This window comes from Burkholderia sp. MSMB1588 (assembly GCF_001546925.1).
GTDB lineage: Bacteria > Pseudomonadota > Gammaproteobacteria > Burkholderiales > Burkholderiaceae > Burkholderia > Burkholderia humptydooensis.
Genome location: NZ_LNJS01000001.1, coordinates 226,759 through 249,899, shown reverse-complemented (window position 1 = coordinate 249,899; position 23,141 = coordinate 226,759). Strand labels below are relative to the sequence as shown.

20 protein-coding genes are annotated in these 23,141 nt (G+C 69.0%); 12 read left to right on the top strand and 8 right to left on the bottom strand.

Translation table 11 applies throughout. The features are described 5' to 3' along the window. Window positions 1-172: 172 nt before the first annotated feature. Window positions 173-1,252 carry an MBL fold metallo-hydrolase gene (locus WS92_RS12920; protein WP_059930457.1) on the bottom strand — a complete coding sequence of 360 codons (1,080 nt, stop codon included), beginning with the start codon at window positions 1,250-1,252 and terminating at the stop codon, window positions 173-175. 296 nt (window positions 1,253-1,548) lie between these two features. Here WS92_RS12920 and aceK point away from each other — a divergent pair, with 296 nt between their 5' ends. The 10 genes from aceK to bioB all read left to right on the top strand — a co-directional run bounded on the left by aceK (window position 1,549) and on the right by bioB (window position 12,718). Further along, on the top strand, window positions 1,549-3,360 hold the full coding sequence (aceK, locus tag WS92_RS12915) for a bifunctional isocitrate dehydrogenase kinase/phosphatase (protein WP_059930669.1): 1,812 nt from the start codon (window positions 1,549-1,551) through the stop codon (window positions 3,358-3,360). Window positions 3,361-3,395: 35 nt separating this feature from the next. Then, window positions 3,396-4,166, top strand: a complete 771-nt coding sequence (can, locus tag WS92_RS12910) for a carbonate dehydratase (RefSeq protein ID WP_059930459.1) — start codon at window positions 3,396-3,398, stop codon at window positions 4,164-4,166. Beyond that, window positions 4,153-5,346: an acetyl-CoA C-acetyltransferase gene (locus WS92_RS12905; protein WP_059930461.1), complete on the top strand. Its 1,194-nt coding sequence runs from the start codon at window positions 4,153-4,155 to the stop codon at window positions 5,344-5,346. Before can ends, WS92_RS12905 begins: the two co-directional genes overlap by 14 nt. A gap of 32 nt (window positions 5,347-5,378) precedes the next feature. After that, the gene (locus tag WS92_RS12900) at window positions 5,379-6,056 is read left to right on the top strand and encodes an SDR family oxidoreductase (protein WP_015601344.1); all 678 of its coding nucleotides are present in this window, start codon (window positions 5,379-5,381) and stop codon (window positions 6,054-6,056) included. Between the two features lie 32 nt (window positions 6,057-6,088). Then, window positions 6,089-6,541 (top strand): YchJ family protein, encoded by a 453-nt coding sequence (locus WS92_RS12895; RefSeq protein ID WP_009911115.1) that lies wholly within the window; start codon window positions 6,089-6,091, stop codon window positions 6,539-6,541. 138 nt (window positions 6,542-6,679) lie between these two features. Beyond that, window positions 6,680-7,951: a dienelactone hydrolase family protein gene (locus tag WS92_RS12890; RefSeq protein WP_171845249.1), complete on the top strand. Its 1,272-nt coding sequence runs from the start codon at window positions 6,680-6,682 to the stop codon at window positions 7,949-7,951. A gap of 451 nt (window positions 7,952-8,402) precedes the next feature. Continuing rightward, window positions 8,403-9,749 (top strand): adenosylmethionine--8-amino-7-oxononanoate transaminase, encoded by a 1,347-nt coding sequence (bioA, locus tag WS92_RS12885; RefSeq protein WP_059930465.1) that lies wholly within the window; start codon window positions 8,403-8,405, stop codon window positions 9,747-9,749. Continuing rightward, window positions 9,746-10,930 (top strand): 8-amino-7-oxononanoate synthase, encoded by a 1,185-nt coding sequence (gene bioF / locus WS92_RS12880; RefSeq protein ID WP_015600627.1) that lies wholly within the window; start codon window positions 9,746-9,748, stop codon window positions 10,928-10,930. The genes bioA and bioF overlap by 4 nt, the downstream gene beginning before the upstream one ends. Then, window positions 10,927-11,649 carry a dethiobiotin synthase gene (gene bioD, locus WS92_RS12875; RefSeq protein ID WP_059930467.1) on the top strand — a complete coding sequence of 241 codons (723 nt, stop codon included), beginning with the start codon at window positions 10,927-10,929 and terminating at the stop codon, window positions 11,647-11,649. Before bioF ends, bioD begins: the two co-directional genes overlap by 4 nt. Before the next feature lie 58 nt (window positions 11,650-11,707). Then, window positions 11,708-12,718 carry a biotin synthase BioB gene (gene bioB, locus WS92_RS12870; protein ID WP_015601451.1) on the top strand — a complete coding sequence of 337 codons (1,011 nt, stop codon included), beginning with the start codon at window positions 11,708-11,710 and terminating at the stop codon, window positions 12,716-12,718. Window positions 12,719-12,805: 87 nt separating this feature from the next. On the opposite strand, the gene WS92_RS12865 is transcribed toward bioB, so the two are convergent. The 6 genes from WS92_RS12865 to WS92_RS12845 form a co-directional block, all read right to left on the bottom strand. Further along, the gene (locus WS92_RS12865; protein ID WP_015600809.1) at window positions 12,806-13,519 is read right to left on the bottom strand and encodes a copper homeostasis protein CutC; all 714 of its coding nucleotides are present in this window, start codon (window positions 13,517-13,519) and stop codon (window positions 12,806-12,808) included. Between the two features lie 206 nt (window positions 13,520-13,725). Continuing rightward, window positions 13,726-14,475, bottom strand: a complete 750-nt coding sequence (locus WS92_RS12860; protein ID WP_059930469.1) for a hypothetical protein — start codon at window positions 14,473-14,475, stop codon at window positions 13,726-13,728. 5 nt (window positions 14,476-14,480) lie between these two features. Continuing rightward, a complete protein-coding gene (locus tag WS92_RS12855; protein ID WP_059930471.1) occupies window positions 14,481-15,884 on the bottom strand; it encodes an alkaline phosphatase in 1,404 nt (467 codons plus the stop codon). A 31-nt stretch (window positions 15,885-15,915) separates the two neighbouring features. Next, complete coding sequence (locus tag WS92_RS12850; protein ID WP_059930473.1) at window positions 15,916-17,358, bottom strand: alkaline phosphatase; 1,443 nt, start codon at window positions 17,356-17,358, stop codon at window positions 15,916-15,918. 284 nt (window positions 17,359-17,642) lie between these two features. Beyond that, complete coding sequence (locus WS92_RS35785; RefSeq protein ID WP_171845219.1) at window positions 17,643-17,819, bottom strand: hypothetical protein; 177 nt, start codon at window positions 17,817-17,819, stop codon at window positions 17,643-17,645. Then, window positions 17,816-18,196, bottom strand: a complete 381-nt coding sequence (locus WS92_RS12845; protein ID WP_006024324.1) for a hypothetical protein — start codon at window positions 18,194-18,196, stop codon at window positions 17,816-17,818. The genes WS92_RS35785 and WS92_RS12845 overlap by 4 nt, the downstream gene beginning before the upstream one ends. Window positions 18,197-18,633: 437 nt before the next feature. Here WS92_RS12845 and WS92_RS12840 point away from each other — a divergent pair, with 437 nt between their 5' ends. Then, complete coding sequence (locus WS92_RS12840; protein ID WP_059930475.1) at window positions 18,634-19,746, top strand: hypothetical protein; 1,113 nt, start codon at window positions 18,634-18,636, stop codon at window positions 19,744-19,746. 69 nt (window positions 19,747-19,815) lie between these two features. Here WS92_RS12840 and WS92_RS12835 read toward each other — a convergent pair whose 3' ends face one another. Further along, window positions 19,816-21,105 carry an EAL domain-containing protein gene (locus WS92_RS12835; RefSeq protein ID WP_015601933.1) on the bottom strand — a complete coding sequence of 430 codons (1,290 nt, stop codon included), beginning with the start codon at window positions 21,103-21,105 and terminating at the stop codon, window positions 19,816-19,818. A 313-nt stretch (window positions 21,106-21,418) separates the two neighbouring features. Here WS92_RS12835 and WS92_RS12830 point away from each other — a divergent pair, with 313 nt between their 5' ends. Beyond that, a complete protein-coding gene (locus tag WS92_RS12830; RefSeq protein ID WP_059930482.1) occupies window positions 21,419-23,086 on the top strand; it encodes a Na+/H+ antiporter in 1,668 nt (555 codons plus the stop codon). Window positions 23,087-23,141: the final 55 nt, after the last annotated feature.

The following is a 23,141-nucleotide window of genomic DNA, read 5'->3' as shown; positions in this document are numbered from 1 at the left end:
GCCGGGCCGCATCGCGCGGCGCTTGCCCTGCTCCGCGCATCTCTCCTCCGACGAATTCAGAGCCGCCAGGTGAACGACTGAGCCTTCCCCGGCTGGTCTCGCCGCTGCGCATTGCGCTTCGTGCGCTTCGTGCGCGCCGCAAAGCGATGGCGGCGCGGCGCCGCCCGCCGCGTCAGCCCGCGTGCCGGAACCGGATCACGCCGTCCGCGCCCGCGTCGCGCGCGAGCTCGCCTGCGAGCCACAGCAGGTTCAGGTGCGCGATCGCCTCGCCGAGCGCGAAAGTCATCTGATGAATGTCGAGCCCGCCCCGCTTGAACATGATCGGCACGATATCGGCCGCGCTCATCGGCCGCTCGCGGCAGGCGGCGCGCACTTCGGCCAGACGCGCATCGTGATGCGCGCGCAACTGCGCGATGCGCGTCCTCACGCCGCGGAACGGCTTGCCGTGCGACGGCAGCACGAGCGTGCCCTCCGCCATCGCTTCGTAGCGGCCGAGCGAGTCCAGATACAGCGCGAGCGGGTTCGCCTCCGGCTCGAGATCGAACACCGACACATTCGTCGAGATGCGCGGCAGCACCATGTCGCCGGAGATCAGCACGCCGTCGGCCGCGCAGTGGAGCGCGCAATGTTCGGGCGAATGGCCGTAGCCCGTGACGACCCGCCATTCGCGAGCGCCAATCGCGAGCGCGTCGCCTTCGCGCAGCCGCCGGTAGCGCGGCGGCACGGCGGGCACGAGGTCCGCGAAGTAGCTGCTGCGGTTGCGCAGCTTGTCGAGCGCGGCCGGATCGGCGAGGCCGTGCCGCGCGAAATGGTCGGCGGCTGCAGGCCCGCCGGCGTTCGAGCCGTTGCCGGCCGCCATCAGGCAGCCGAACAGGTATTCGCCGAGCGTCATCCACAGCCGCACGTTCCAGCGCGCGCGCGCGCCGCCTTCGCACAGCCAGTTCGCGAGTCCGAAATGATCCGGATGGCAGTGCGTGACGATCACGCGCAGCACGGGCAGCCCGTCCAGGTGCGCATCGAAGATCCGCTCCCAATGCGCCTTGATCTGCGCCGACGCGATCCCGCAGTCGACGATCGTCCAGCCCGCCTGCCCGTCGATCTCGTCGCGCAGCAGCCAGAGATTGATGTGATCGAGCGCGAACGGCAGCGGCATGCGCAACCAGCGCACGCCCGGCGCGACCTCGACGAAGCCGCCCGGCTCGGGCAGCGTGTCGGCGAACGGGTAATCGAGTTGGTGTTCCAGTGCGTTCATCGGGGGGTCTCGTTGTGTTGTCGTCGGGCCCGCGGCGCGGCGCCGGCCGGAACCGATTCTATCGCTCAACGCGCGGAAGGTGCGCCGGACCGCCTTCGCGCCCCGGAAAAAAGATCGAGCCACGATCCCGCGCGAACCCCGATCGTTGCGAAAAGATCCGCCAAACGTCGCGGAACGTCGCCGAACCGGCCGGGCCGCCCGAAGCGGCCGCCTGCGCCGAATCGCCCCGCATTGGCTAAAGCGCGCCCGCCCGGCGCTAAAATGGCGTGAGCTTTCCGCCCGTGAGCCCGCGCACGATGAATCATTTTCCCAAACTGCTGTCCTCGCAGATCGGCTTCGACGTCGCGCAGACGATCCTCGAAAACTTCGATCGCCACTACCGGATCTTCCGCGAAGCGGCCGTCGAGGCGAAGGGCCTGTTCGAGCGCGCGGACTGGCACGGGCTGCAGCGGCTCGCGCGCGAGCGCATCACGTCGTACGACGACCGCGTGCGCGAATGCGTCGAGCTGCTCGAGGACGAATACGATGCGGAGAACATCGGCAACGACGTCTGGCCGCAGATCAAGCTGCATTACATCGGCCTGCTGACGTCGCACCGCCAGCCCGAATGCGCGGAGACGTTCTTCAATTCGGTGTGCTGCAAGATCCTGCATCGCGCGTACTTCAACAACGATTTCATCTTCGTGCGCCCGGCGATCTCGACCGAATACATCGAGAACGACGAGCCCGCCGCGAAGCCGACGTACCGCGCGTACTATCCGGGCAGCGAGGGGCTCGCCGCGACGCTCGAGCGGATCGTCACGAACTTCCAGCTCAACCCGCCGTTCGAGGATCTCGAGCGCGACATCGCGTGCATCATGCAGGCGATTCACGACGAGTTCGGCGCGTTCGACGAAGCGGTGAATTTCCAGATCCACGTGCTGTCGTCGCTGTTCTACCGGAACAAGACCGCGTACGTCGTCGGCCGCATCATCAACGGCGACCGCGTGCTGCCGTTCGCGATGCCGATCCGCCACGTGCGCGCGGGCCTTCTCGCGCTCGACACGGTGCTCCTGCGCCGCGATCAGTTGAAGATCATCTTCAGCTTCTCGCACTCGTACTTCCTCGTCGACATGAACGTGCCGTCCGCCTACGTGCAGTTCCTGCGCTCGGTCATGCCGGGCAAGCCGAAGGCGGAGATCTACACGTCGGTCGGCCTGCAGAAGCAGGGCAAGAACCTGTTCTATCGCGATCTGCTGCATCACCTGTCGCATTCGAGCGACCGCTTCATCATCGCGCCCGGCATCAAGGGCCTCGTGATGCTCGTGTTCACGCTGCCGTCGTTCCCGTACGTGTTCAAGATGATCAAGGATCACTTCCCGCCGCCGAAGGAGACGACGCGCGAGCAGATCATGGGCAAGTACCTGCTCGTCAAGCGCCACGACCGTCTCGGCCGGATGGCGGACACGCTCGAATACTCGAGCGTCGCGCTGCCGCTCGCGCGGCTCGACGACGCGCTCGTGCGCGAGCTCGAAAAGGAAGTGCCGTCGCTGATCGAATACGAGGGCGACAACCTCGTCATCAAGCACCTGTACATCGAGCGCCGGATGGTGCCGCTCAACCTGTATCTGCAGAACGGCAGCGACGCCGAGATCGAGCACGGCGTGCGCGAATACGGCAACGCGGTGAAGGAGCTGATGCAGGCGAACATCTTCCCCGGCGACATGCTGTACAAGAACTTCGGCGTGACGCGCCACGGGCGCGTCGTGTTCTACGACTACGACGAGATCGAATATCTGACCGACTGCACCATCCGCCGCGTGCCGCCGCCGCGCAACGAGGAAGACGAGATGTCGGGCGAGCCGTGGTACACGGTCGGCCCGCACGACATCTTCCCGGAAACCTACGCGCCGTTCCTGCTTGGCGATCCGCGCGTGCGCGAGCACTTCATCGCGCATCACGCGGATTTCTTCGATCCGCAGCTCTGGCAGGACAGCAAGGACCGCCTGCTGCGCGGCGAGCTGCCCGATTTTTTCGCCTACGAGCCGGCGCTGCGCTTTTGCATCCGCTATCCGGAGCGCTTCGCGCCAGGCGCCGCGGCCGACGACGGCAAGCGCGCCGCCGCGTGAGCCGCGCCTTTTTCATCCCACGGAACCCACTTGAGATGAACACGAACGACCATCCGCTCTCGCATCTGTTCGACAACAACGACGCCTGGGTCAAGCGCAAGCTCGCCGTCGATCCGCAATACTTCTCGCGCCTCGCCGACCAGCAGGCGCCCGAGTATCTGTGGATCGGCTGCTCCGATTCGCGCGTGCCCGCGAACCAGATCATCGGCCTGCCGCCGGGCGAGGTGTTCGTCCACCGCAACATCGCGAACGTCGTCGTGCACACCGATCTGAACTGCCTGTCGGTGATCCAGTTCGCGGTCGACCTGCTGAAGGTCAAGCACATCATGGTCGTCGGCCACTACGGCTGCTCGGGCGTGAACGCGGCGCTGCACAGCCGCCGCGTCGGGCTCGCGGACAACTGGCTGCATCACGTGCAGGACGTGCGCGAGAAGCACGCGGCGCTGCTCGGCGAATGGCCGCTCGGCGAAGCGCGCTATCGGCGCCTGATCGAGCTCAACGCGATCGAGCAGGTCGTCAACGTGTGCCGCACGACGATCGTGAACGACGCGTGGGCGCGCGGCCAGCCGATCACCGTGCACGCGCTCGTGTACGGCGTGCACGACGGCCGGATGCGCAACCTCGGGATGGCCGTGTCGCATCCCGGGCAACTCGATGCGACGTACCGCCGCGCAGTGGGCGCGCTCTCGGCAAAAGGCGCGCATTCGGCGGACAATGACGTCGTGGCGGCCGACGCGGCGCAGCTCGCCAGTGCGGCCGATCTCATTGCCCAAACCATCAAGGAGACGAAACATGACGGCTGTTGATCAGGACCCGATCGTCATCGCGTCGGCGACGCGCACGCCGATCGCGGGCTTTCAGGGCGACTTCGCGTCGCTCGCCGCGCCGCAACTGGGCGCGGCCGCGATCGCCGCGGCGCTCGAGCGCGCGGGCCTCAAGCCCGAGCAGATCGACGAAGCGGTGATGGGCTGCGTGCTGCCCGCGGGGCAGGGACAGGCCCCGGCGCGGCAGGCGGCGCTCGGCGCGAAGCTGCCGCTTTCGGTCGGCTGCACGACGGTCAACAAGATGTGCGGCTCGGGCATGCGCGCGGCGATGTTCGCGCACGACATGCTTGTCGCGGGCTCGGTCGACGTGATCGTCGCGGGCGGCATGGAAAGCATGACGAACGCGCCGTACCTGCTGCCGAAGGCGCGCGCGGGCATGCGCATGGGCCACGGCCAGGTGCTCGACCACATGTTCCTCGACGGCCTGGAGGACGCCTACGACAAGGGCCGCCTGATGGGCACGTTCGCCGAGGAATGCGCGGGCGAATACGCGTTCACGCGGGAGGCGCAGGACGCGTTCGCGATCGAATCGCTCGCGCGCGCGAAGCGGGCGAACGAGGACGGCTCGTTCGCGTGGGAAATCGCGCCCGTGACGGTGGCCGGCAAGAAGGGCGACACGGTGATCGCGCGCGACGAGCAGCCGTTCAAGGCGAACCCCGAGAAGATCCCGACGCTCAAGCCCGCATTCAGCAAGACGGGCACCGTGACCGCCGCGAATTCGTCGTCGATCTCAGACGGCGCGGCCGCGCTCGTGATGATGCGCGCGTCGACGGCGAACCGGCTCGGGCTCGCGCCCCTCGCGCGCGTCGTCGGCCATTCGACGTTCGCACAAGCGCCGTCGAAGTTCACGACGGCGCCCGTCGGCGCGATCCGGCGCCTGTTCGACAGGAACGGCTGGCGCGCGGCCGAGGTCGATCTGTACGAGATCAACGAGGCGTTCGCCGTCGTCACGATGGCGGCGATGAAGGAGCACGACCTGCCGCACGACAAGGTCAACGTGAACGGCGGCGCGTGCGCGCTCGGCCATCCGATCGGCGCGTCGGGCGCCCGCATCCTCGTCACGCTGATCGGCGCGCTGCGCGCGCGCGGCGGCAAACGCGGCGTCGCGAGCCTGTGCATCGGCGGCGGCGAGGCGACCGCGATGGGCATCGAACTGATCTGACCTCCGCCACGCACCCGAACAGGAGTCCTTCGATGAAGACCGTATTGATCGTCGGCGCATCGCGCGGCATCGGCCGCGAGTTCGTCGGCCAGTATCTGCATGACGGCTGGCGCGTGATCGCAACGGCGCGCGACGCGGCGTCGCTCGCGTCGCTCGATGTGCTCGGCGCGCGCGCGCTCGCGCTCGACGTCGCGCAGCCCGACGACATCGCGGCGTTCGACGCCCGGCTCGGCGACACCGCGCTCGACGCGGCCGTCGTCGTGTCGGGCGTGTACGGTCCGCGCACGGCGGGCGTCGAGCCCGTCGGCGCGGAGGACTTCGATGCGGTGATGCACACGAACGTGCTCGGCCCGATGCTGCTGATGCCGATCCTGCTGCCGCTCGTCGAGGCGAGCCGCGGTGTCCTCGCGGTGCTGTCGAGCAAGATGGGCAGCATCAGCGAGGCGACCGGCACGACAGGCTGGCTCTACCGCGCGAGCAAGGCAGCGGTGAACGACGCGCTGCGGATCGCGTCGCTGCAGGCGCGGCACGCGGCCTGCATCGCGCTGCATCCGGGCTGGGTGCGCACCGACATGGGCGGCGCGCAGGCCGCGCTCGATCCGCAGACGAGCGTCGCCGGCATGCGCCGCGTGATCGCGCAGGCGGCGGGCGACCGCGAACACGCGAACGGCCGCTTCTTTCAATACGACGGCGTCGAGCTCGGCTGGTGAGCCGGCCGCGCCGCCTCGTTCCTCGAATCACGATGCAAGCCGCGACGAACGTCTCCGGGCGCCCGCTCGATTGCCCGTGCGGCGGCGCCGCGCCCGGCGCGAATGCGAATGCGCGCGCGCCGCGCTACGCGGATTGCTGCGCACGCCTGATCGACGGGCACGCCACCGCCGCGACGGCGCTCGAGCTGATGCGCTCGCGCTATAGCGCGTACGTACTTGGCGCAACCGACTACCTGCGCGCGACCTGGGACGCGCGCACCTGCCCGCCCGATCTCGACGCCGATGCCGGCCGGGCCGACGCGCCGCGCTGGCTCGGCCTCGCGATCAAGCGCCATGTGCAGCTCGACGATACGCACGCCGAAGTGGAATTCGTCGCGCGCTACAAAATCGGCGGCCGCGCGCACCGGATGCACGAAACGAGCCGGTTCACGCGCGACGCGCAAGGCGCGTGGCGTTACGTCGACGGCGATGTAAGCGAGCGCTGAGTCCATCGCATCGCTTCGCAGTTCTGCGGATTCGGCGACACATTTCGGCATGGCCGGGTAATTACGGCGTTGCACAACCGAAATTTGTCAGGCTAGGATGGCCCACGTTTGGCGCAACTCGCGTGGGTGGGCTCAGGCATGGCATTCGGCAAGGTGATGACGGGATGGATCGCGGCATGCGTGCTGTCGGCCGCTCAGGCCGGCACGCCTGCGTCCGGCGTTCCGTCCGCGTCTGCCGCCGCGCCGCGCGCATCCGGCGCGCTCGCGAACGCCGAGCGCTTCGACTACGGCGATTCGGGCCTGCCGCCCGTCGCCGCGAATCTCAACGAAACGATCATCCGCATTCCGGTCGACGCGGCCGGCACGATCACGCTCGAGGCGACGGTGTTCAAGCCGGACGGCCCCGGCCCGTTCCCGCTCGTCGTCTTCAACCACGGCAAGAATCCCGGCGACCTGCGCGCGCAGCCGCGCAGCCGGCCGCTGTCGTTCGCGCGCGAGTTCGTGCGGCGCGGCTACGCGGTCGTCGCGCCGAACCGCGAAGGCTTCGCGGGCTCGGGCGGCGCGTACGTCCAGGAAGGCTGCGACGTCGAGCGCAACGGCGTCGCGCAGGCGCGCGACGTCGCCGCGACGCTCGGCTACATGTCGAAGCTGCCTTATGTCGACGCGAAGCACGTCGTGGTCGCGGGCACGTCGCACGGCGGGCTCGTGTCGCTCGCATACGGCACCGAGGCCGCGCGCGGCGTGCGCGGGATCATCAACTTCTCGGGCGGGCTGCGCCAGGATCTCTGCGAAGGCTGGCAGAAGAACCTCGTCAGCGCGTTCGACACATACGGCTCGCGCACGCACGTGCCCTCGCTGTGGCTGTACGGCGACAACGATTCGGTGTGGTCGCCCGCGCTCGTCGCGCAACTGCGCGACGCGTACATGTCGCACGGCGCAAGCACGCTCTTCGTCGATTTCGGCCGATACAAGGACGACGCGCACCGGATCATCGTCGATCGCGACGGCGTGCCGATCTGGTGGCCGCCCGTCGCGTCGTTCCTCGCGCAGTTGAGCCTGCCGACGTCGGTGCGCTACGCGGTCGCGAATCCGCACGAGCCGAAGGCGAGCGGCTATGCGGCGATCGAATCGGTCGAAGCGGTGCCCTTCATCGACGACGCCGGCCGCGCCGCGTATCGCCGCTTCCTCGCGCAGCATCCGAGCCGCGCGTTCGCGGTGTCGAGCGAAGGCGCATGGTCGTGGGCCGAAGGCGGCGACGATCCGATGGCGCTCGCGCTCGAAGGCTGCCGCAAGCAGGGCGCGGGGGCATGCCAGTTGTACGCGGTCGACGAGCGCGTCGTGTGGCGCGACGCGGGCACGCAAACGGCCGACGAATCGACGAGCGCGGCGCGCGCGCTCGCGAGCCGCTGACAGGCCGCGCCTTACCGGCCGTCCGGTCGACGGCGACGCGCCGCGCGTTCCTTCCCCGCCGTTTTCTCCAGGTTCTTTCTTCACATCGACGCGACATCGCGCATCGCACGCGCCCTCTTTTCGAGTCGTCAGACGTTTTTCGGCCGCCGCTCGCACGGTTTCCGTCCGACAGGTAGCGACTCTTTGCCGTCGTCTTCTCCCGCGTATTCGGATGATCTGCCCCGAACCGTCGCGAGACGCCGCGAAATGCGCCGAACTCCGCGTCCGGCAAGGCTCCGGCGTTTTGTAACGAGTACTGCAGCCGAGCGCAAAACACGCTAATCTCAGCGCCGGTTTTCGATTTGCACACGCGTTTTCTTCGCCATCCGATCGCACGCGTTCTCGCTGTCGATCCCGCATGAACGAGCGGCGCTTCGCGCGCCCTCGACGCGTTCTGGTCCCGGAGCAGTCCTTGAGCACACACGCAACCGACGACTGGGTCGCGCGCAGCCTGCGCGCGGTCTGGCATCCCTGCACGCAGATGAAGCACCACGAGCGGCTGCCGCTCATTCCCGTCGCGCGCGGCGAACGCGCGTGGCTGTTCGATCGCGCGGGCAACCGCTATCTCGACGCGATCAGCTCGTGGTGGGTGAACCTGTTCGGCCACGCGAACCCGCGCATCAACGCGGCGCTGAAGCAGCAGCTCGACACGCTCGAGCACGCGATGCTCGCCGGCTGCACGCACGAAAGCGCGATCGAGCTCGCCGAGCGGCTCGCCGCGCGCACGCAGCACACGCTCGGCCATGCGTTCTTCGCGTCGGACGGTGCATCGGCCGTCGAGATCGCGCTGAAGATGAGCTTCCACACGTGGCGCAATCGCGGCCGCGGCGACAAGCGCGAATTCGTCTGCATCGCGAACGGTTATCACGGCGAGACGATCGGCGCGCTCGGCGTCACCGACGTCGCGCTGTTCAAGGACGCATACGATCCGCTGATTCGCACGGCGCACGTCGTCGCATCGCCGGACGCGCGCGGCGCGCGCGACGGCGAAACGGCGGCCGACGTCGCCGCGCGCGCGCTCGGCGACGTGAAGCGCCTGTTCGCCGAGCGCGGCGAGAAGATCGCCGCGCTGATCGTCGAGCCGCTCGTGCAATGCGCGGCGGGCTTCGCGATGCACGATCCGTCATACGTGCGCGGCCTGCGCACGCTGTGCGATGCGCACGACGTGCATCTGATCGCCGACGAGATCGCGGTGGGCTGCGGGCGCACCGGCACGTTCTTCGCGTGCGAGCAGGCGAGCGTGTGGCCCGATTTCCTGTGCCTGTCGAAGGGCATCAGCGGCGGCTATCTGCCGCTGTCGCTCGTGCTGTCGCGCGACGCGATCTTCGACGCGTTCTACGACGACGACGTGACGCGCGGCTTCCTGCATTCGCATTCGTACACGGGCAATCCGCTCGCGTGCCGCGCGGCCGTCGCGACGCTCGATCTGTTCGACGAAGACGACGTGCTTGCCGAAAACGCGCGCAAGGCCGCGCTGATGCGCGACGCGCTCGCGCCGCTCGCGTCGCATCCGCAGGTGCGCCACCTGCGCGAGCGCGGCACGATCTTCGCGTTCGACGTCGCGCTCGAAGGCGATGCGGCGCAGACGTTCCCGCGCCGCTTCTTCGGGCACGCGCTCGCGCGCGAGACGCTGCTGCGCCCGATCGGCACGACGGTCTATCTGATGCCGCCTTACATCCTCGACGACGGCGAGATCGAATGGCTCGCCTCGCGCACCCGCGCGACGCTCGACGCCACGCTTTCGGAGGCTCACGCATGAATCTGCTCGCCACGCTCGAACGCGGCCTCGCCGACATCGACGCGCAAGGGCTGCGCCGCCGCCGCCGCATCGCGGACACCGCGTGCGGCGCGCACATGAGCGTCGACGGCCGCGAGATCGTCGGCTTCGCGAGCAACGACTATCTCGGGCTCGCCGCGCATCCGCGCCTCGTCGAAGCGTTCGCCGAAGGCGCGCGCCGCTACGGCTCGGGCAGCGGCGGCTCGCATCTGCTCGGCGGCCACTCGCGCGCGCACGCGGCGCTCGAGGACGAGCTCGCCGCGTTCTCGGGCGGCTTCTCCGATGCGCCGCGCGCGCTCTACTTCAGCACCGGCTACATGGCGAACCTCGCCGCGCTCACCGCGCTCGCGGGCCGCGGCGCGACGATCTTCTCCGACGCGCTCAATCATGCGTCGCTGATCGACGGCGCGCGGCTGTCGCGCGCGAACGTGCAGGTCTATCCGCACGGCGACGCCGACGCGCTCGAGATGCTCCTGCGCGCCTGCGACGCGCCGGCGAAGCTGATCGTCTCCGACACCGTGTTCAGCATGGACGGCGACGTCGCGCCGCTCGCGCGCCTCGTCGCGCTCGCCGAGGCGCATGGCGCATGGCTCGTCGTCGACGACGCGCACGGCTTCGGCGTACTCGGCCCGCAAGGCCGCGGCGCGCTCGCCGCGCACGGGCTGCGCTCGCCGAACCTCGTCTGCGTCGGCACGCTCGGCAAGGCGGCGGGCGTCGCGGGCGCGTTCGTCGTCGCGCACGAGACCGTGATCGAATGGCTCGTGCAGCGCGCGCGCAGCTACATCTTCACGACGGCCGCGCCGCCGTCCGTCGCGTGCGCGGTGTCCGCGAGCCTCGCGATCATCGCGGGCGACGAAGGCGACGCGCGCCGCGCGCATCTCGGCGCGCTGATCGAGCGCACGCGCGCGATCCTGCGCGCGACGCCCTGGCGGCCGGTCGATTCGCACACGGCCGTGCAGCCGCTCGTGATCGGCAGCAACGAAGCGACGCTCGCCGCGATGGCCGCGCTCGACGCGCAGGGCCTGTGGGTGCCCGCGATCCGGCCGCCGACGGTGCCGGCCGGCACGTCGCGGCTGCGGATCTCGCTGTCGGCCGCGCATTCGTTCGACGATCTCGCGCGCCTCGAAGCGGCGCTCGTCACACGGGTCGAGGCCGCCGCATGAGTGCGCCGCTTTCGCTGTTCGTGACGGGCACCGATACCGGGATCGGCAAGACCCTGGTGTCGGCCGCGCTGCTGCGCGGCTTCGCGCGCGCTGGGCTGCGCGCGGCCGCGATGAAGCCGGTCGCCGCGGGCGCGTACGAGCGCGACGGCGTGCGGCGCAACGAAGACGCCGACCAGCTCGACGCGGCCGCGAACGTCGCGCTGCCCCCGGAAATCCGCACACCGTTCCTGCTGGAGGCGGCCGCCGCGCCGCACATCGCCGCCGCGCGCGAAGGCGTGACGCTCGACATCGGCATGATCGTCGGCGCGCATCGCCGCGCGTGCGAGAGGGCGGACGTCGTCGTCGTCGAAGGCGTCGGCGGCTTTCGCGTGCCGCTCACCGGCGCGCGCGACACCGCCGATCTGGCGGTCGCGCTCGGCCTGCCTGTGGTGCTCGTCGTCGGCGTGCGGCTCGGCTGCATCAGCCACGCGCTCCTCACCGCCGACGCGATCGCCGCGCGCGGCCTCGCGATCGGCGGCTGGGTCGCGAACCGCGTCGATCCGGCGATGAACTTCGCCGACGACAACGTCGGCACGCTGCGCGCATGGCTCGAACGCGAGCACCGCGCGCCGCTTCTCGGCGACATCGCGCACATGAGCCCGCCGTCGCCCGACGCGGCGTCGAAGGCGCTCGACGTGAACCGCTTGCTGCATGCGCTGCGCACGGCCGCGCCGCGCTGACGTTTCGCCCGCTCATCGCCGATTTTTCGAATCGATCCCTGACCGAAGGATGACCGACATGACTCAAGCTCAAACCGCTCCCGCGACGACCGAAACGCCGGTGGCCGCGCCCGCCGCGCCGCGCTGGCGCGTCGCCGACGTGATCGCGCTCTACGAGCTGCCGTTCAACGATCTGCTGTTCCGCGCGCAGCAGGCGCACCGCGAGCACTTCGATGCGAATGCGATCCAGCTCTCGACGCTGCTGTCGATCAAGACGGGCGGCTGCGAGGAAGACTGCGGCTACTGCTCGCAATCCGCGCACCACGAAACCGGCCTGAAGGCGGAGAAGCTGATGGAAGTGGACGCCGTGCTCGCCGCCGCGCGCACCGCGAAGGAAAACGGCGCGACGCGCTTCTGCATGGGCGCCGCGTGGCGCAATCCGAAGGATCGGCACATCGAACCGATCAAGGACATGATCCGCGGCGTGAAGGAGATGGGCCTCGAGACGTGCGTGACGCTCGGCATGCTCGAAGCGCACCAGGCGAAGGCGCTTGCCGAAGCGGGCCTCGACTACTACAACCACAACCTCGACACGTCGCCCGAGTTCTACGGGCAGATCATCTCGACGCGCACGTACCAGGATCGCCTCGACACGCTCGAGCGCGTGCGCGACGCGGGCATCAACGTGTGCTGCGGCGGGATCATCGGGATGGGCGAATCGCGCCGCGAGCGCGCGGGCCTCATCGCGCAGCTCGCGAACATGGACCCGTATCCGGAATCGGTGCCGATCAACAATCTCGTCGCGATCGAGGGCACGCCGCTCGAGAATGCGCAGGCGCTCGATCCGTTCGAGTTCGTGCGCACGATCGCGGTCGCGCGCATCACGATGCCGAAGGCGATGGTGCGGCTGTCGGCGGGCCGCGAGCAGCTCGACGATTCGATGCAGGCGCTGTGCTTCCTCGCCGGCGCGAATTCGATGTTCTACGGCGACGTGCTGCTGACGACCGGCAACCCGCGCGCCGAAGCAGACCGCAAGCTGCTCGCGCGGCTCGGGATGTCGGCCGCCGAAGCGACGCAGTTGAGCGCCTGAACGTCGGCCGCGGCCAGGCAACAAGCCGGGCGAGGTCCCGGCTTCCTTCGTCGTGCACGGCGCACGACGCTGCGCGCGACCGACGTGCTACCCCCGCGCCGCCGCATCGAGCGCCGCGCGCGCCTTCGCGACGAGCCGCTCGTCGACCGGCGCGAGCACGTCGCCGCGCTCGCGCACGCCCGAGCCGAAGTGCACGGCCCGCACGCCCGTGGCGCGCACGAAATCGCCGAGCGCATCGACGGTGAGCCCCGCGCCCGCGAGCACCGTGCACGTCGCGCCCTCGGCGCGCTGCACCATCCGCGCGACGACGTCGCGCGCATCGAGCACCGACGGATGCCCACCCGAGGTCAGCACCGACGTGACGGACGGCACGCGCAACAACGTGTCGAGCGCGGCGTTCAGATCGCGCGCGACGTCGAACGCGCGATGGAACGTGAGGTCGCGCCCGTCGGCCGCATCGGCGATGCGCTGCAATGCGTCGAGATCGATGTCGCCGTGCGCGTCGAGCATTCCGAACACCACGCCGTTCGCGCCCGCCGCGACGGCCGCGCGCACGTCGCGCGCGATCGCCGCAAGCTCGCTCGCGTCATAGTGGAACGAGCGGCTGTGCGGCCGCACGATCACGTTCACGGGAATCGGCGCCGCAGCGATGACGGCTTCGATCACGCCGACGCTCGGCGTCAAGCCGCCTTCGCTGATCGCGGTCACGAGTTCGAGGCGGTCGGCACCCGCGCGGGCGGCGGCTTTCGCATCGCCGATCGTCGTCGCGATGACTTCGAGAAGGATCGAGGAAGCTGGCATGCAAGCGCCCTGGGACGAGTTGAACCAGCCAGCATCGTAACCGACGGCGCGAACGCGCGTGTAACGGCCGAGCGAGCGGAGTGCGGCCGGGGCAGCGCGCCGCATCACGTCGCTTTGCCGGATTGCGCCGCGTTGCTTCGCCTTGCCCGGCCCGGTTCGTCCTCGCACGCGAAGCGCAGCGTCTCACGCGCAAAACGAATCGCGCATCAATCGAGATAGTCCGCATACTCCTTGCGCGCATACGACTGCAGTTGCCGCCACGGCGGCGCCTTCGCGCGCGGAGCGGGCGTGAGCGTCAGCTTGCGCGACGCATGGCCGTCCGCGCTGCGGTATTCGACGACGAGCGGCGCCTGCAGCGCGTCGCTCCACAGAATGCGATTGACGCCCTGCGCGCGCAGCGCACCGACCGTCTGCTCATACCAGCGCGTGCCAGGCGCGGGCCCCGGCTTCGACTTCGCGGCGAGGCGCTTCAGTTGCGACGGCGGCGTGATGTAGAACGCGTTGTCCCACGAGCCATCGAAGCCCGTCGTCTCGTACTCGGCGGGCGGCACCGCGACGACCGTGCGCTGCGCCGCATCGACGTATTCGACGCCGATCTTGCCGCCGTCGTTCGTCACGTGCCGCGCGGCCGCGTCGAAATCGAAATGCTTGTGGCCCGCGTGCGCATGCGCATCGCCGGCTTCCGCGCGCTTCGCGCCGGCAGGCAGCACGCGCTCGATCCAGACGTGCCCATCCCGGCGCACCATCCGCTCCCGATACGTGACGGTGCGCGTCACGCCGTCCGCGCTCACCGTCATGCTCTCGTGCAGCAGCACCGCATCGAGCTCCGGGGCGGGAGCGGCGGCGCGCGCCGCGATCGCCGGCGCGGCGGCGAGCATGGCCGCCGCGCCGAACGCCGCGCACGCGCGCCGCGCGGCGACGCGTTGCATCGCGGACATCATCAGCATTGCGGCCATTGCGCTCAGAACCCGAACGCCGACTTCACGAGGCCGAACACCTTCGTGTTGTCGAGCGTGCCCTTGAACGCCTTCGCGCCGGCGCCGTCGGCGAACAGCATCACGTCGCCGCCGCCGTGCGTCTCGGAGCCCGCGCTGCCCATCCGCACGCCGACTTCCTGAAGGTACGCGTCGTTCGTCGCCGTTGCCGAATCCACCGGCGCGCGCACGTTCGGCCGGTTCGCGCCGTTGCCGAACACGAGCGTCGTGTAGGTGTTGCCGTCGGCGTCCTTGTTCGGCTGGCCGTCGCGATAGCTGCGGCTGATGTCGAGAACCGGATTGCCGCGCTTCGAATAGCCGTTGATCGTCATCGTGTGGTCGTGGTCGGCCGTCACGACGATCAGCGTGTTCGACAGATCGACCTTCGCGAGCGCGGTGCGGATCGCCTCGTCGAACGCCGCCGTGTCTTCGAGCGCGCGCTTCGCGTTCGTGCCGTGCAGCGCGTGATCGATGCGCCCGCCTTCGACCATCAGGAAATAGCCGTTCGGATTCTTCTGCAGCACGTCGATCGCCTTCGCGGTCATCTCCGCGAGGCTCGGCTGCGTCGCGCCCTCGCCCTTGCCCGCGACGCGGTCGAGCTCGTATTCGAGATGGCTCGTCGTGCTGAAGAGTCCGATCAGCTTGGCCGCGCCCGCCTGCGCGAGCTGGTCCTTCGTCGCGACGACCGCGTAGCCCTTCGCCTGCAGCTCGGCGAGCAGGTTGCGCCCGTCCGCGCGGCCGCGCTTGTTCGCGGCCGGATCGTACGGCGTCCAGTGATTGCGGCCGCCGCCCATCAGCACGTCGACGCCGTCGCCGAGGGCCGCGTTGTAGCCCGCGCCGCCCGGCACCGCCTGCGCGGCGATGTCGTACTGCGCGTCGCGATGGCAGATGTGCGAATACGTCGCAGCGGGCGTCGCGTGCGTAAGCTCGGTCGTCGTGATCGCGCCGACCGCCTTGCCACGCGCCTTCGCGAGCTCGAGCAGCGTCGACACCGGCTTGCCGTTGCCCGCGACGCAGTTGTTCACCGTCTTGTTGCCGTTCGCGTCGCTGCCGGGCGCGATCGCGCGCGTGTCCGACGACATCGACAGCACCTCGTTGTTCATCTTCACGCCGGTCATGTACGCGGCCATCGACGGCGCGCTGTCGGTGGTCTGCGCGTCGTTCGAGAAGGTCTTGATGCGCGCGGTGCGCGGCAGCTTCTCCATCGTCAACTGGCCGGCCTCGCCGACCTTGTAGAGGCGGCTCGCCGTCACGGTGGTCGGCCCCATCCCGTCGCCGAGGAAAAAGATCACGTTCTTCGCCTGGCCCGCGGCGTGCGCCGCCTGGCCGACACCGCCCGAGAGGGCCGCCGCGGCGAACGCCGCCGCCGCGATGCGCTTGATAGTCGACATCCTGTATTCCCCTGTTCCGTCCAAGCCGCGCTCAGAGCTGCGCCGCGCTGCGCACGAGCTCGAACACCTTGTTGTTCTCGATCACGCCGTGAAAGCCTTCCGCGCCGCGGCCGATCGCGCCGAGGAACACGTCGGTGCCGCCGTGCGTCTCGCCGCCCTTCGCCATCCGCACGACCGCTTCCTGGCGATAGTCGTCCGCGCCCGTCACCGCGTCGGTGAGGCTCGTGCCCGCGCGGCTGCCCTGCACGCGGTTCTCGCCGTTGCCGAAGCCGATGATCGTGTATGGCGCGCCGTCCGCGTCCTTCGCGACCGCGCCCGTCTGGTAGTTGCGCAGCACGCCGAGCACGCCCGGCTTGCCCGCTTCCGTCTTGCCCGTGCGCGCCGCGTAGCCGTTCAGCACCAGCGTGTGGTCGTGGTCGGCCGTCACGACGACGAGCGTGTTCTTCAGATCCGGATCGGTCTGGCGAACCTTGTCGAGCGTCGCCTTGATCGCGTTGTCGAACGCCACCGTGTCCTGCAGCGCGCGCTTCGCATTCGTGTCGTGCAGCGCGTGATCGATGCGCCCGCCTTCGACCATCAGGAAATAGCCGTTCGGGTTCTTCTGCAGCACGTCGAGCGCGCGCGTCGCCATGTCGGCGAGGCTCGGCTCCTTCGTCGCGCCGCGGTCGAGGTCGTAGCTCATGTGGCTCGTTGCGAACAGGCCGGCGAGCTTGCCGCTCTTCGCCGCATCGGCAGCGAAGAGCTCGTCGCGGTTCTGCGCGATCGCGTAGCCCTTCGCCTTCAGCTCGTTCACGAGATTGCGGCCGTCCGCGCGCTTGCCGCCCGCGTCCTTCGGCACGAAGAACTGCGCGCCGCCGCCCAGCACGACGTCGACGCCGTTGCCGAGCGCCGCGTTGTAGCCCGCGCCGCCCGGCACGAGCTGCGCGGCGATGTCGTTCTCGGCGTCGCGATGGCACACGTGCGCGTAGGTCGCCGCAGGCGTCGCGTGCGTGACGCGGGTCGTCGTGACGACGCCCGTGGCGAGCCCCTTCGCCTTCGCGATCTCGAGCAGCGTCGGCACCGGTTTGCCGTTGTTCGCGCCGCAGTTGCCGGTGAGGCTCGCGGTCGGCTCGATCGCCTTCGTGTCGGGCGTCATCGAGATCACTTCATTATTCGTCTTCACGCCCGTCATGTACGCGGACATCGACGGCGCGCTGTCCGTCACCTGCGCATCGTTCGAATAGGTCTTCACGAACGCGGTCTCGGGCAGCGTGTCGAGCGTGAGCGCGCCGTCCTCGCCGACCGCGTAGATGCGCGCGGCCGTCAGCGTCGTCATCCCCATCCCGTCGCCCAGAAAGAAGATGACGTTGCGCGCGGCACTCGCTTGCGCGCCGTCGTCCGATGCGCCCGGCGTCTTCGGCTCGTCGCTGCCGCAGCCCGCCGCCGCGAAGACGCTCGCGCAAAGGAGCGCGGCCAATCTCACTCGCTGCTTCATGTTTTCGGCTTCCCGTTGGTGTGATTTCTTTCAAAAACGCAAGGACGATACGGGGGCGATATGACGCGAATATGAATTAATTTGAAAGAACCTGGAATGGCAATTGAATGGTTTTGCGCGGAAGGCGGATTGCGCCGGCCGTCGGCTACGCATGCTTCTTCGCGAATGGTCCCGGCGGACGTTTTCAATGCACGCCTTCCCGACGAACGAGCGCCGGTCAGCCGCCGTTGCCGAACGCGCGACAGCGCTCGCGCCTTCGCTTCGCGCGCGTCGGGGCCGGCGCGTCAGTCGCCGCCGCGCGCGGCGAGGCGCCAGCCCGCGACGGCAAGCAGCGCCGCGATCCACGCGAGCCGCGGCGACGTCGATGGCTCCAGCCAGACGACGAGCGTCATCGCGACGATCGCGACGAAGCTGCCGAACACATGGAACAGCGCGGCAAACGCGTTGCGCAGCACGTTCATGACGCCGCCTGCCTGAAGTAGGCCGTCGCGGCCGGACGATACAGGATGAACAGGAACAGCGCGATCAGCGCGGCGACGACGATCAGCATGCCCTTGAACGGCGTCGTGAATGAGGAGATCGCGAATCCGGCGAGCGCGACGATCGCGTAGAGCGTGCGTCCCCAGATCCGCCGCTTCAGTATCGCGACGCCGGCGGCGAGATGCAGCCCCTCGCTGACGACGGCGATCGCGACGGTCGCCTCGAGCGGCAGCGGCGAGTAGCGCAGGATCGCGACGGCATTCGGATCGCGCAGCGAAAGCGGCAGCGAGATCAGCCCGATCACGTTCGAGACGATGACGAACCACGCAAGGACGGTCAACGAAAGCGGTCTTTTCATGATTGTTCTTCGCGTTGTGCCGATGACGGGATCGCTTGATGCCGGCCCGGCATCGCAATCCTCAGCGCATTCTCGGCCTCGCGTTCGCAAAATGCAACGGCGTGCCGCCGCCGGTCGCGTCCACGGTGACGCGCAAAGGAATCCGCAAACGCCCGCGAACCGCCCGCGGCGTTGGAAGGCTCGAATGCACGAGCCAAGAGCGCGTTGCTCGCAGCGCGTCGCGAGGCCGGATCGCATGCAGAGGAAACAACGCCCGATCGAATCAAAAACTCAAACAAAAATCGCAATTAATTCCGCAGACACATTGCAAACCTACGTTTGCTGCAGCAACGCCCGCACGCCGCGCATCGCGCTTCAAATACATCACGCCGCGACTTCAAAAAACCCCTTCACGAACTTTCGCAGCTCATTACCGATCTTTCATTCAGGATATCCATATGAAAAAAATCTCCCTGCTTTGTGTAATCTCCGCCGCCATGCTGTCCGCGTGCGGGGGCGGCGACGACGTCGCCCCGGTGCCGGGCGCGGTAGCGGCCAATGCCGCCCCCGTGCCGAACACCGCGACCGCGAGCGGTTACACGCTGTCCGTCTTCGCGAAGGCGCCCTCCTCGAACGCCAAGCCGGATTCGATCGTCCGCTACAACGACACGGTCTTCATCGGCTACCAGATGGCGGGCGACGTGAAGGACGGCTCGGTGCCGAACCTGACGAACACGATCGTCCAGTACGATCTGAACGGCAACGTGCTCAAGTCCTACGTGGTGCCGGGCCATGTGGACGGTCTGATGGCGCGCGCCGACACGAACGCGCTTTGGGCGATGGCAAACGAGGACGGCAACCCGGAGCTGACGATCATCGATCTCGCGTCGGGCAACCAGAAAACGTATCTGCCGACCGTCAATCCGACCGCGCATGGCGGCGGCTTCGACGACATGCAGCTACTGAACGGCGTCATCTACGTGAGCGCGTCGAATCCGACGACGCCGGGTGCCGCGCCGACCGTCGTGTCGCTCACGCTCAATCCGAACGGCACGACATTCGACGTCGCGCCGGTGCTGGCCGGTAACGCGCAGGCGATCGACGTGACGCCGACTGTCGGCGGCGCGGCGAACCCGACCTACAACCAGCCGGTCACGCTGAGCCTGACCGATCCGGATTCCGAAGCGATCGATTCGGCCGGCGACCTCATGCTGGACAGCCAGGCCGACGGCAAGCTGGTATTCATCCACAACCCCGGCCCAGCGCAAACGGTCAGCGTGCTGACGCTCACGCTCTACAACGACAAGGACGGTCCGGTCTATCCTGTCGACGATACGCGCTGGGTGCCGGCGTCCGGCCCCGTGGGCAAGACCTTCATGCTCTTCACCGATGCGAGCAACACGACCTATCGGGTCGATGCGCCGTTCAAGCAGGGCGATGCGTACAGCGCCGGACAAGGTCAGGTCATGCAGCTCGACACGAAGACGGGGCACCTGACCCCGGTGGTCGCGGGCATCGGCAGCGCATCGGCGCTGCAGGACCCGCACGGGATGCTGTTTGTCGCGCTCTGACGGCGCGCCGTCCGCCGCATGATCGCGATGCGGCGCACCGGCATGCCGCCGGCGCGCCGACGACGACGCTCAGGCGCCCGTCGACGCTTCGTCGTCGATCCAGTCGATATCGCCGCAGAGCACGCACAGCGCGTCGTTCACGCGAACCGCGATCGACAGCGTGACGCACGGCAGCGCCTCGTTGATCGACAGATACGGCCGCGTCGCCTGCACGCGCCCCGGCTCGACGATCGCCGACCGGAAATACGGGCGCCTCAGCCAGCTCGCGCCCTGCGCGTCGGCGAGCGGCAGAAAGCGCGTCTCGCGCGACGCGCGGTCCGCGCGCAGCACGACGTTGCGGCCCGCCTGCCGTCCGCGCTCGTCGAGCAGGAAGCAGCGCGCCGCGTGGTCGAGCGCGAGAAAGTTCCAGCAGACCTCGTCGAGCGGCTCGCCCGCCGCGAGGCGCTCGGCCGCGCGCTCGAACGCGCGCTGATAAGGCGCGAGCCGCTGCGCGTCGCGCCGCTCGGACGCTTCGGTCTGCTGGCGATAGCGCTCGGTCAGCTCGCCGATGCACGCGGACGCCGCCGCGCTGTCGGGCAGCCCCGGCGCCGGACGTCCGAAGAAATGGCCCTGCACGAAATCCGCGTCGCACGACAACGCGATCTGCGCCTCGTGTTCGGTCTCGACCCCTTCGATCAACACGAGCTTGCCCGCCTCGTGCAGCAGCGTGACGAGCCCGTGCAGGATCGCCGTGAGCCCCGCGCGGTGCTGCGCGTGCGACAGCATGATCCGGTCGAGCTTCACGATGTCCGGGCTCAGTTGCCAGATTCGTTCGATGTTCGAATGACCGGCGCCGAAGTCGTCGAGCGCGATCAGGAAGCCCTGCTCGCGGAATTCGCGCACCGCGTCGGCGAGCCGCTCGATGTCGTCGGCGCGCTGCTCGAGCACTTCGAGCACGATGCGCCGCGGCGGAATATCCAACCGCTTCAGGTTCGCGAACAGCGCGGCGGCCTGAAACGGATCGGTGAGCACGCCGGGGTGCACGTTGAGGAACAGCCATTCGCGCTCGGCGCCGAAGCGCGCGAAGTTTTCGAGATGCAGCGCCTGCGCGAGGCGGTCGACCTGCGTCGCCTCGCCGTGGCGCGCGGCTTCGCCGAACACGTCGAGCGGCGACACGGGGCGGTCGAGCGCATCGTGCGCGCGCAACAGCGCCTCGTAGCCGACCGCGCGCATGTGCGACAGGCTGAAGATCGGCTGAAACACGGACGTGAGCGTCAGATCGTGATGATGCGCGGCGACGCGCTCGAGACCGGACGTCATCTCCGCCTCGAAGCGATACGGCGACGCGGCGACGGGGCGCTCCTGCTGGGCGATGGTCATGCGGCGGCCCTCCTGATGACGAAAACGTCGGCAGGCGAAACGTGCGACTCGCGGGTTTTCATCGGTGGTCCTCGGTTGTTCGATCATAGTTGTCGGCAAGCATCAAGCAAGCTCCGTGCTCACTCGCGCGGCGCCGCGTCCCGCCGCTCGCTCCCCGGCACGGGCGCGCCGCCCGGGGCGCGCCGCGCATGCATGCCGATGGGGATTGTGCGCACCACCACAGTGCGCCCGTGCTCGCTTCCCCGCTTCACGCCGCGCATTTCGCGCGCACGCTACACTGCGTACCGTCGTTTCATCCCCGTTTCGCTCATCGATGGCAATCGTCTTCACTGTTCTGATCCTGTTGCTCGCGGTCGCGCTGTCCGGCGTCGCGACGCGCGTGCTGCCGCTGCGCCTGCCGTTGCCGCTGATGCAGATCGCGATCGGCGCGGCGCTCGCGTGGCCGAGGTTCAACCTGCACGTCACGTTCGATCCCGAAATCTTCATGCTGCTGTTCATCCCGCCGCTGCTGTTCGCGGACGGCTGGCGCATCCCGAAGCGCGAGCTGTACCTGCAGCGGCGCGCGATCCTGATGCTCGCGTTCGGCCTCGTGTTCATGACGGTACTCGCGGTCGGCTACTTCGCGCATTGGTTGATTCCCGGCCTGCCGCTGCCCGTCGCGTTCGCGCTCGCCGCGGTGCTGTCGCCGACCGACGCCGTCGCGCTCGCCGGCATCGCCGGCAAGGGCCGCATCCCGCCGCAACTGATGCACATTCTCGAAGGCGAGGCGCTGATGAACGACGCGTCGGGCCTCGTCGCGCTCAAGTTCGCGATCGCGGCCGCGCTGACCGGCATGTTCTCGCTGCGCGACGCGTCGATCAGCTTCGTGATCGTCGCATCGGGCGGCCTGGCGACGGGCGCGGCGCTCGCGTGGCTGTTCAGCGCGCTGTCGACGCGCTTCCTGAACGCCGCGCAGGAAGGCGATCCGGCCCCCGGCATCGTGATGACGCTGCTCGTGCCGTTCGCGTCGTATCTCATTGCCGAGCACCTCGAATTGTCGGGAATCCTATCGGCCGTCGCGTCCGGGATGATGATGAACTACACGAGCTTCTCGAAGAGCAGCACGGTCGCCGCGCGGGTGCGCGCGGAAAGCACGTGGGCGATGATTGAGTTCGTGTTCAACGGCATGGTGTTCATCATGCTCGGGCTGCAGTTGCCGCACATCATCGGCCGCGCGCTCGTTGACGCGCACCATACGAGCGACGCGCTCGTCGGCGCGATGATCGGCTACGTCGCCGCGATGCTCGCCGCGCTCTACGCGATCCGCTTCGCGTGGGTGTGGCTGCTGCGCTGGATCGCGAGCCGCCGCGCCGCGAAGCAGGGCCTCGCCGGCACGATGGCGGGCCTGCGCACGATCGCCGTGATGACGGTGGGCGGCGTGCGCGGCGCGATCACGCTCGCCGGCGTGCTGTCGGTGCCGGTCGCGCTCGGCGACGGCACGCCGCTCGCGGGCCGCGACACCGCGATCTTCGTCGCGTCGGGCGTGATCCTCGGCTCGCTCGTCGTCGCGGTGATCGCGCTGCCGCTGCTGCTGCGCGGCGTGCGCCCGATGCGCAATCCGCACGCGGAGGAGGAGCGCGCCGCGCGCGCGGCGGCCGCGCAGGCGGCGATCCGCGCGGTCGACGCGGCGCACGACGCGCTCGCCGTCGATCTCGACGAGACGGCCGCCGCACGCTGCGCGGACGTGACCGCGCGCGTGATGGACCTGTACCGCCGCCGGCTCGCGGGCCTCGACGCGGACGGCGCGACGCCGCGCGAGGAAGCGCGGCAGACGGAGAAGATGGAGCTGGCGCTGAAGATCGCCGCGATCCGCGCGGAGCGCTCGGTGCTCTACCGGCTGCGCGGCGAGCAGCAGATCAACGACGAGACGCTCGCGAAGCTGATGCGCGAAATCGATTTGTCGGAGACGGCGCTATCGACGCGCAAGAAGGGGATCGTCTGACGCGGCGCGCGCCGCACCCAAAACGCGCCGCGAAAAAACGGCGGGCGGCCACGCG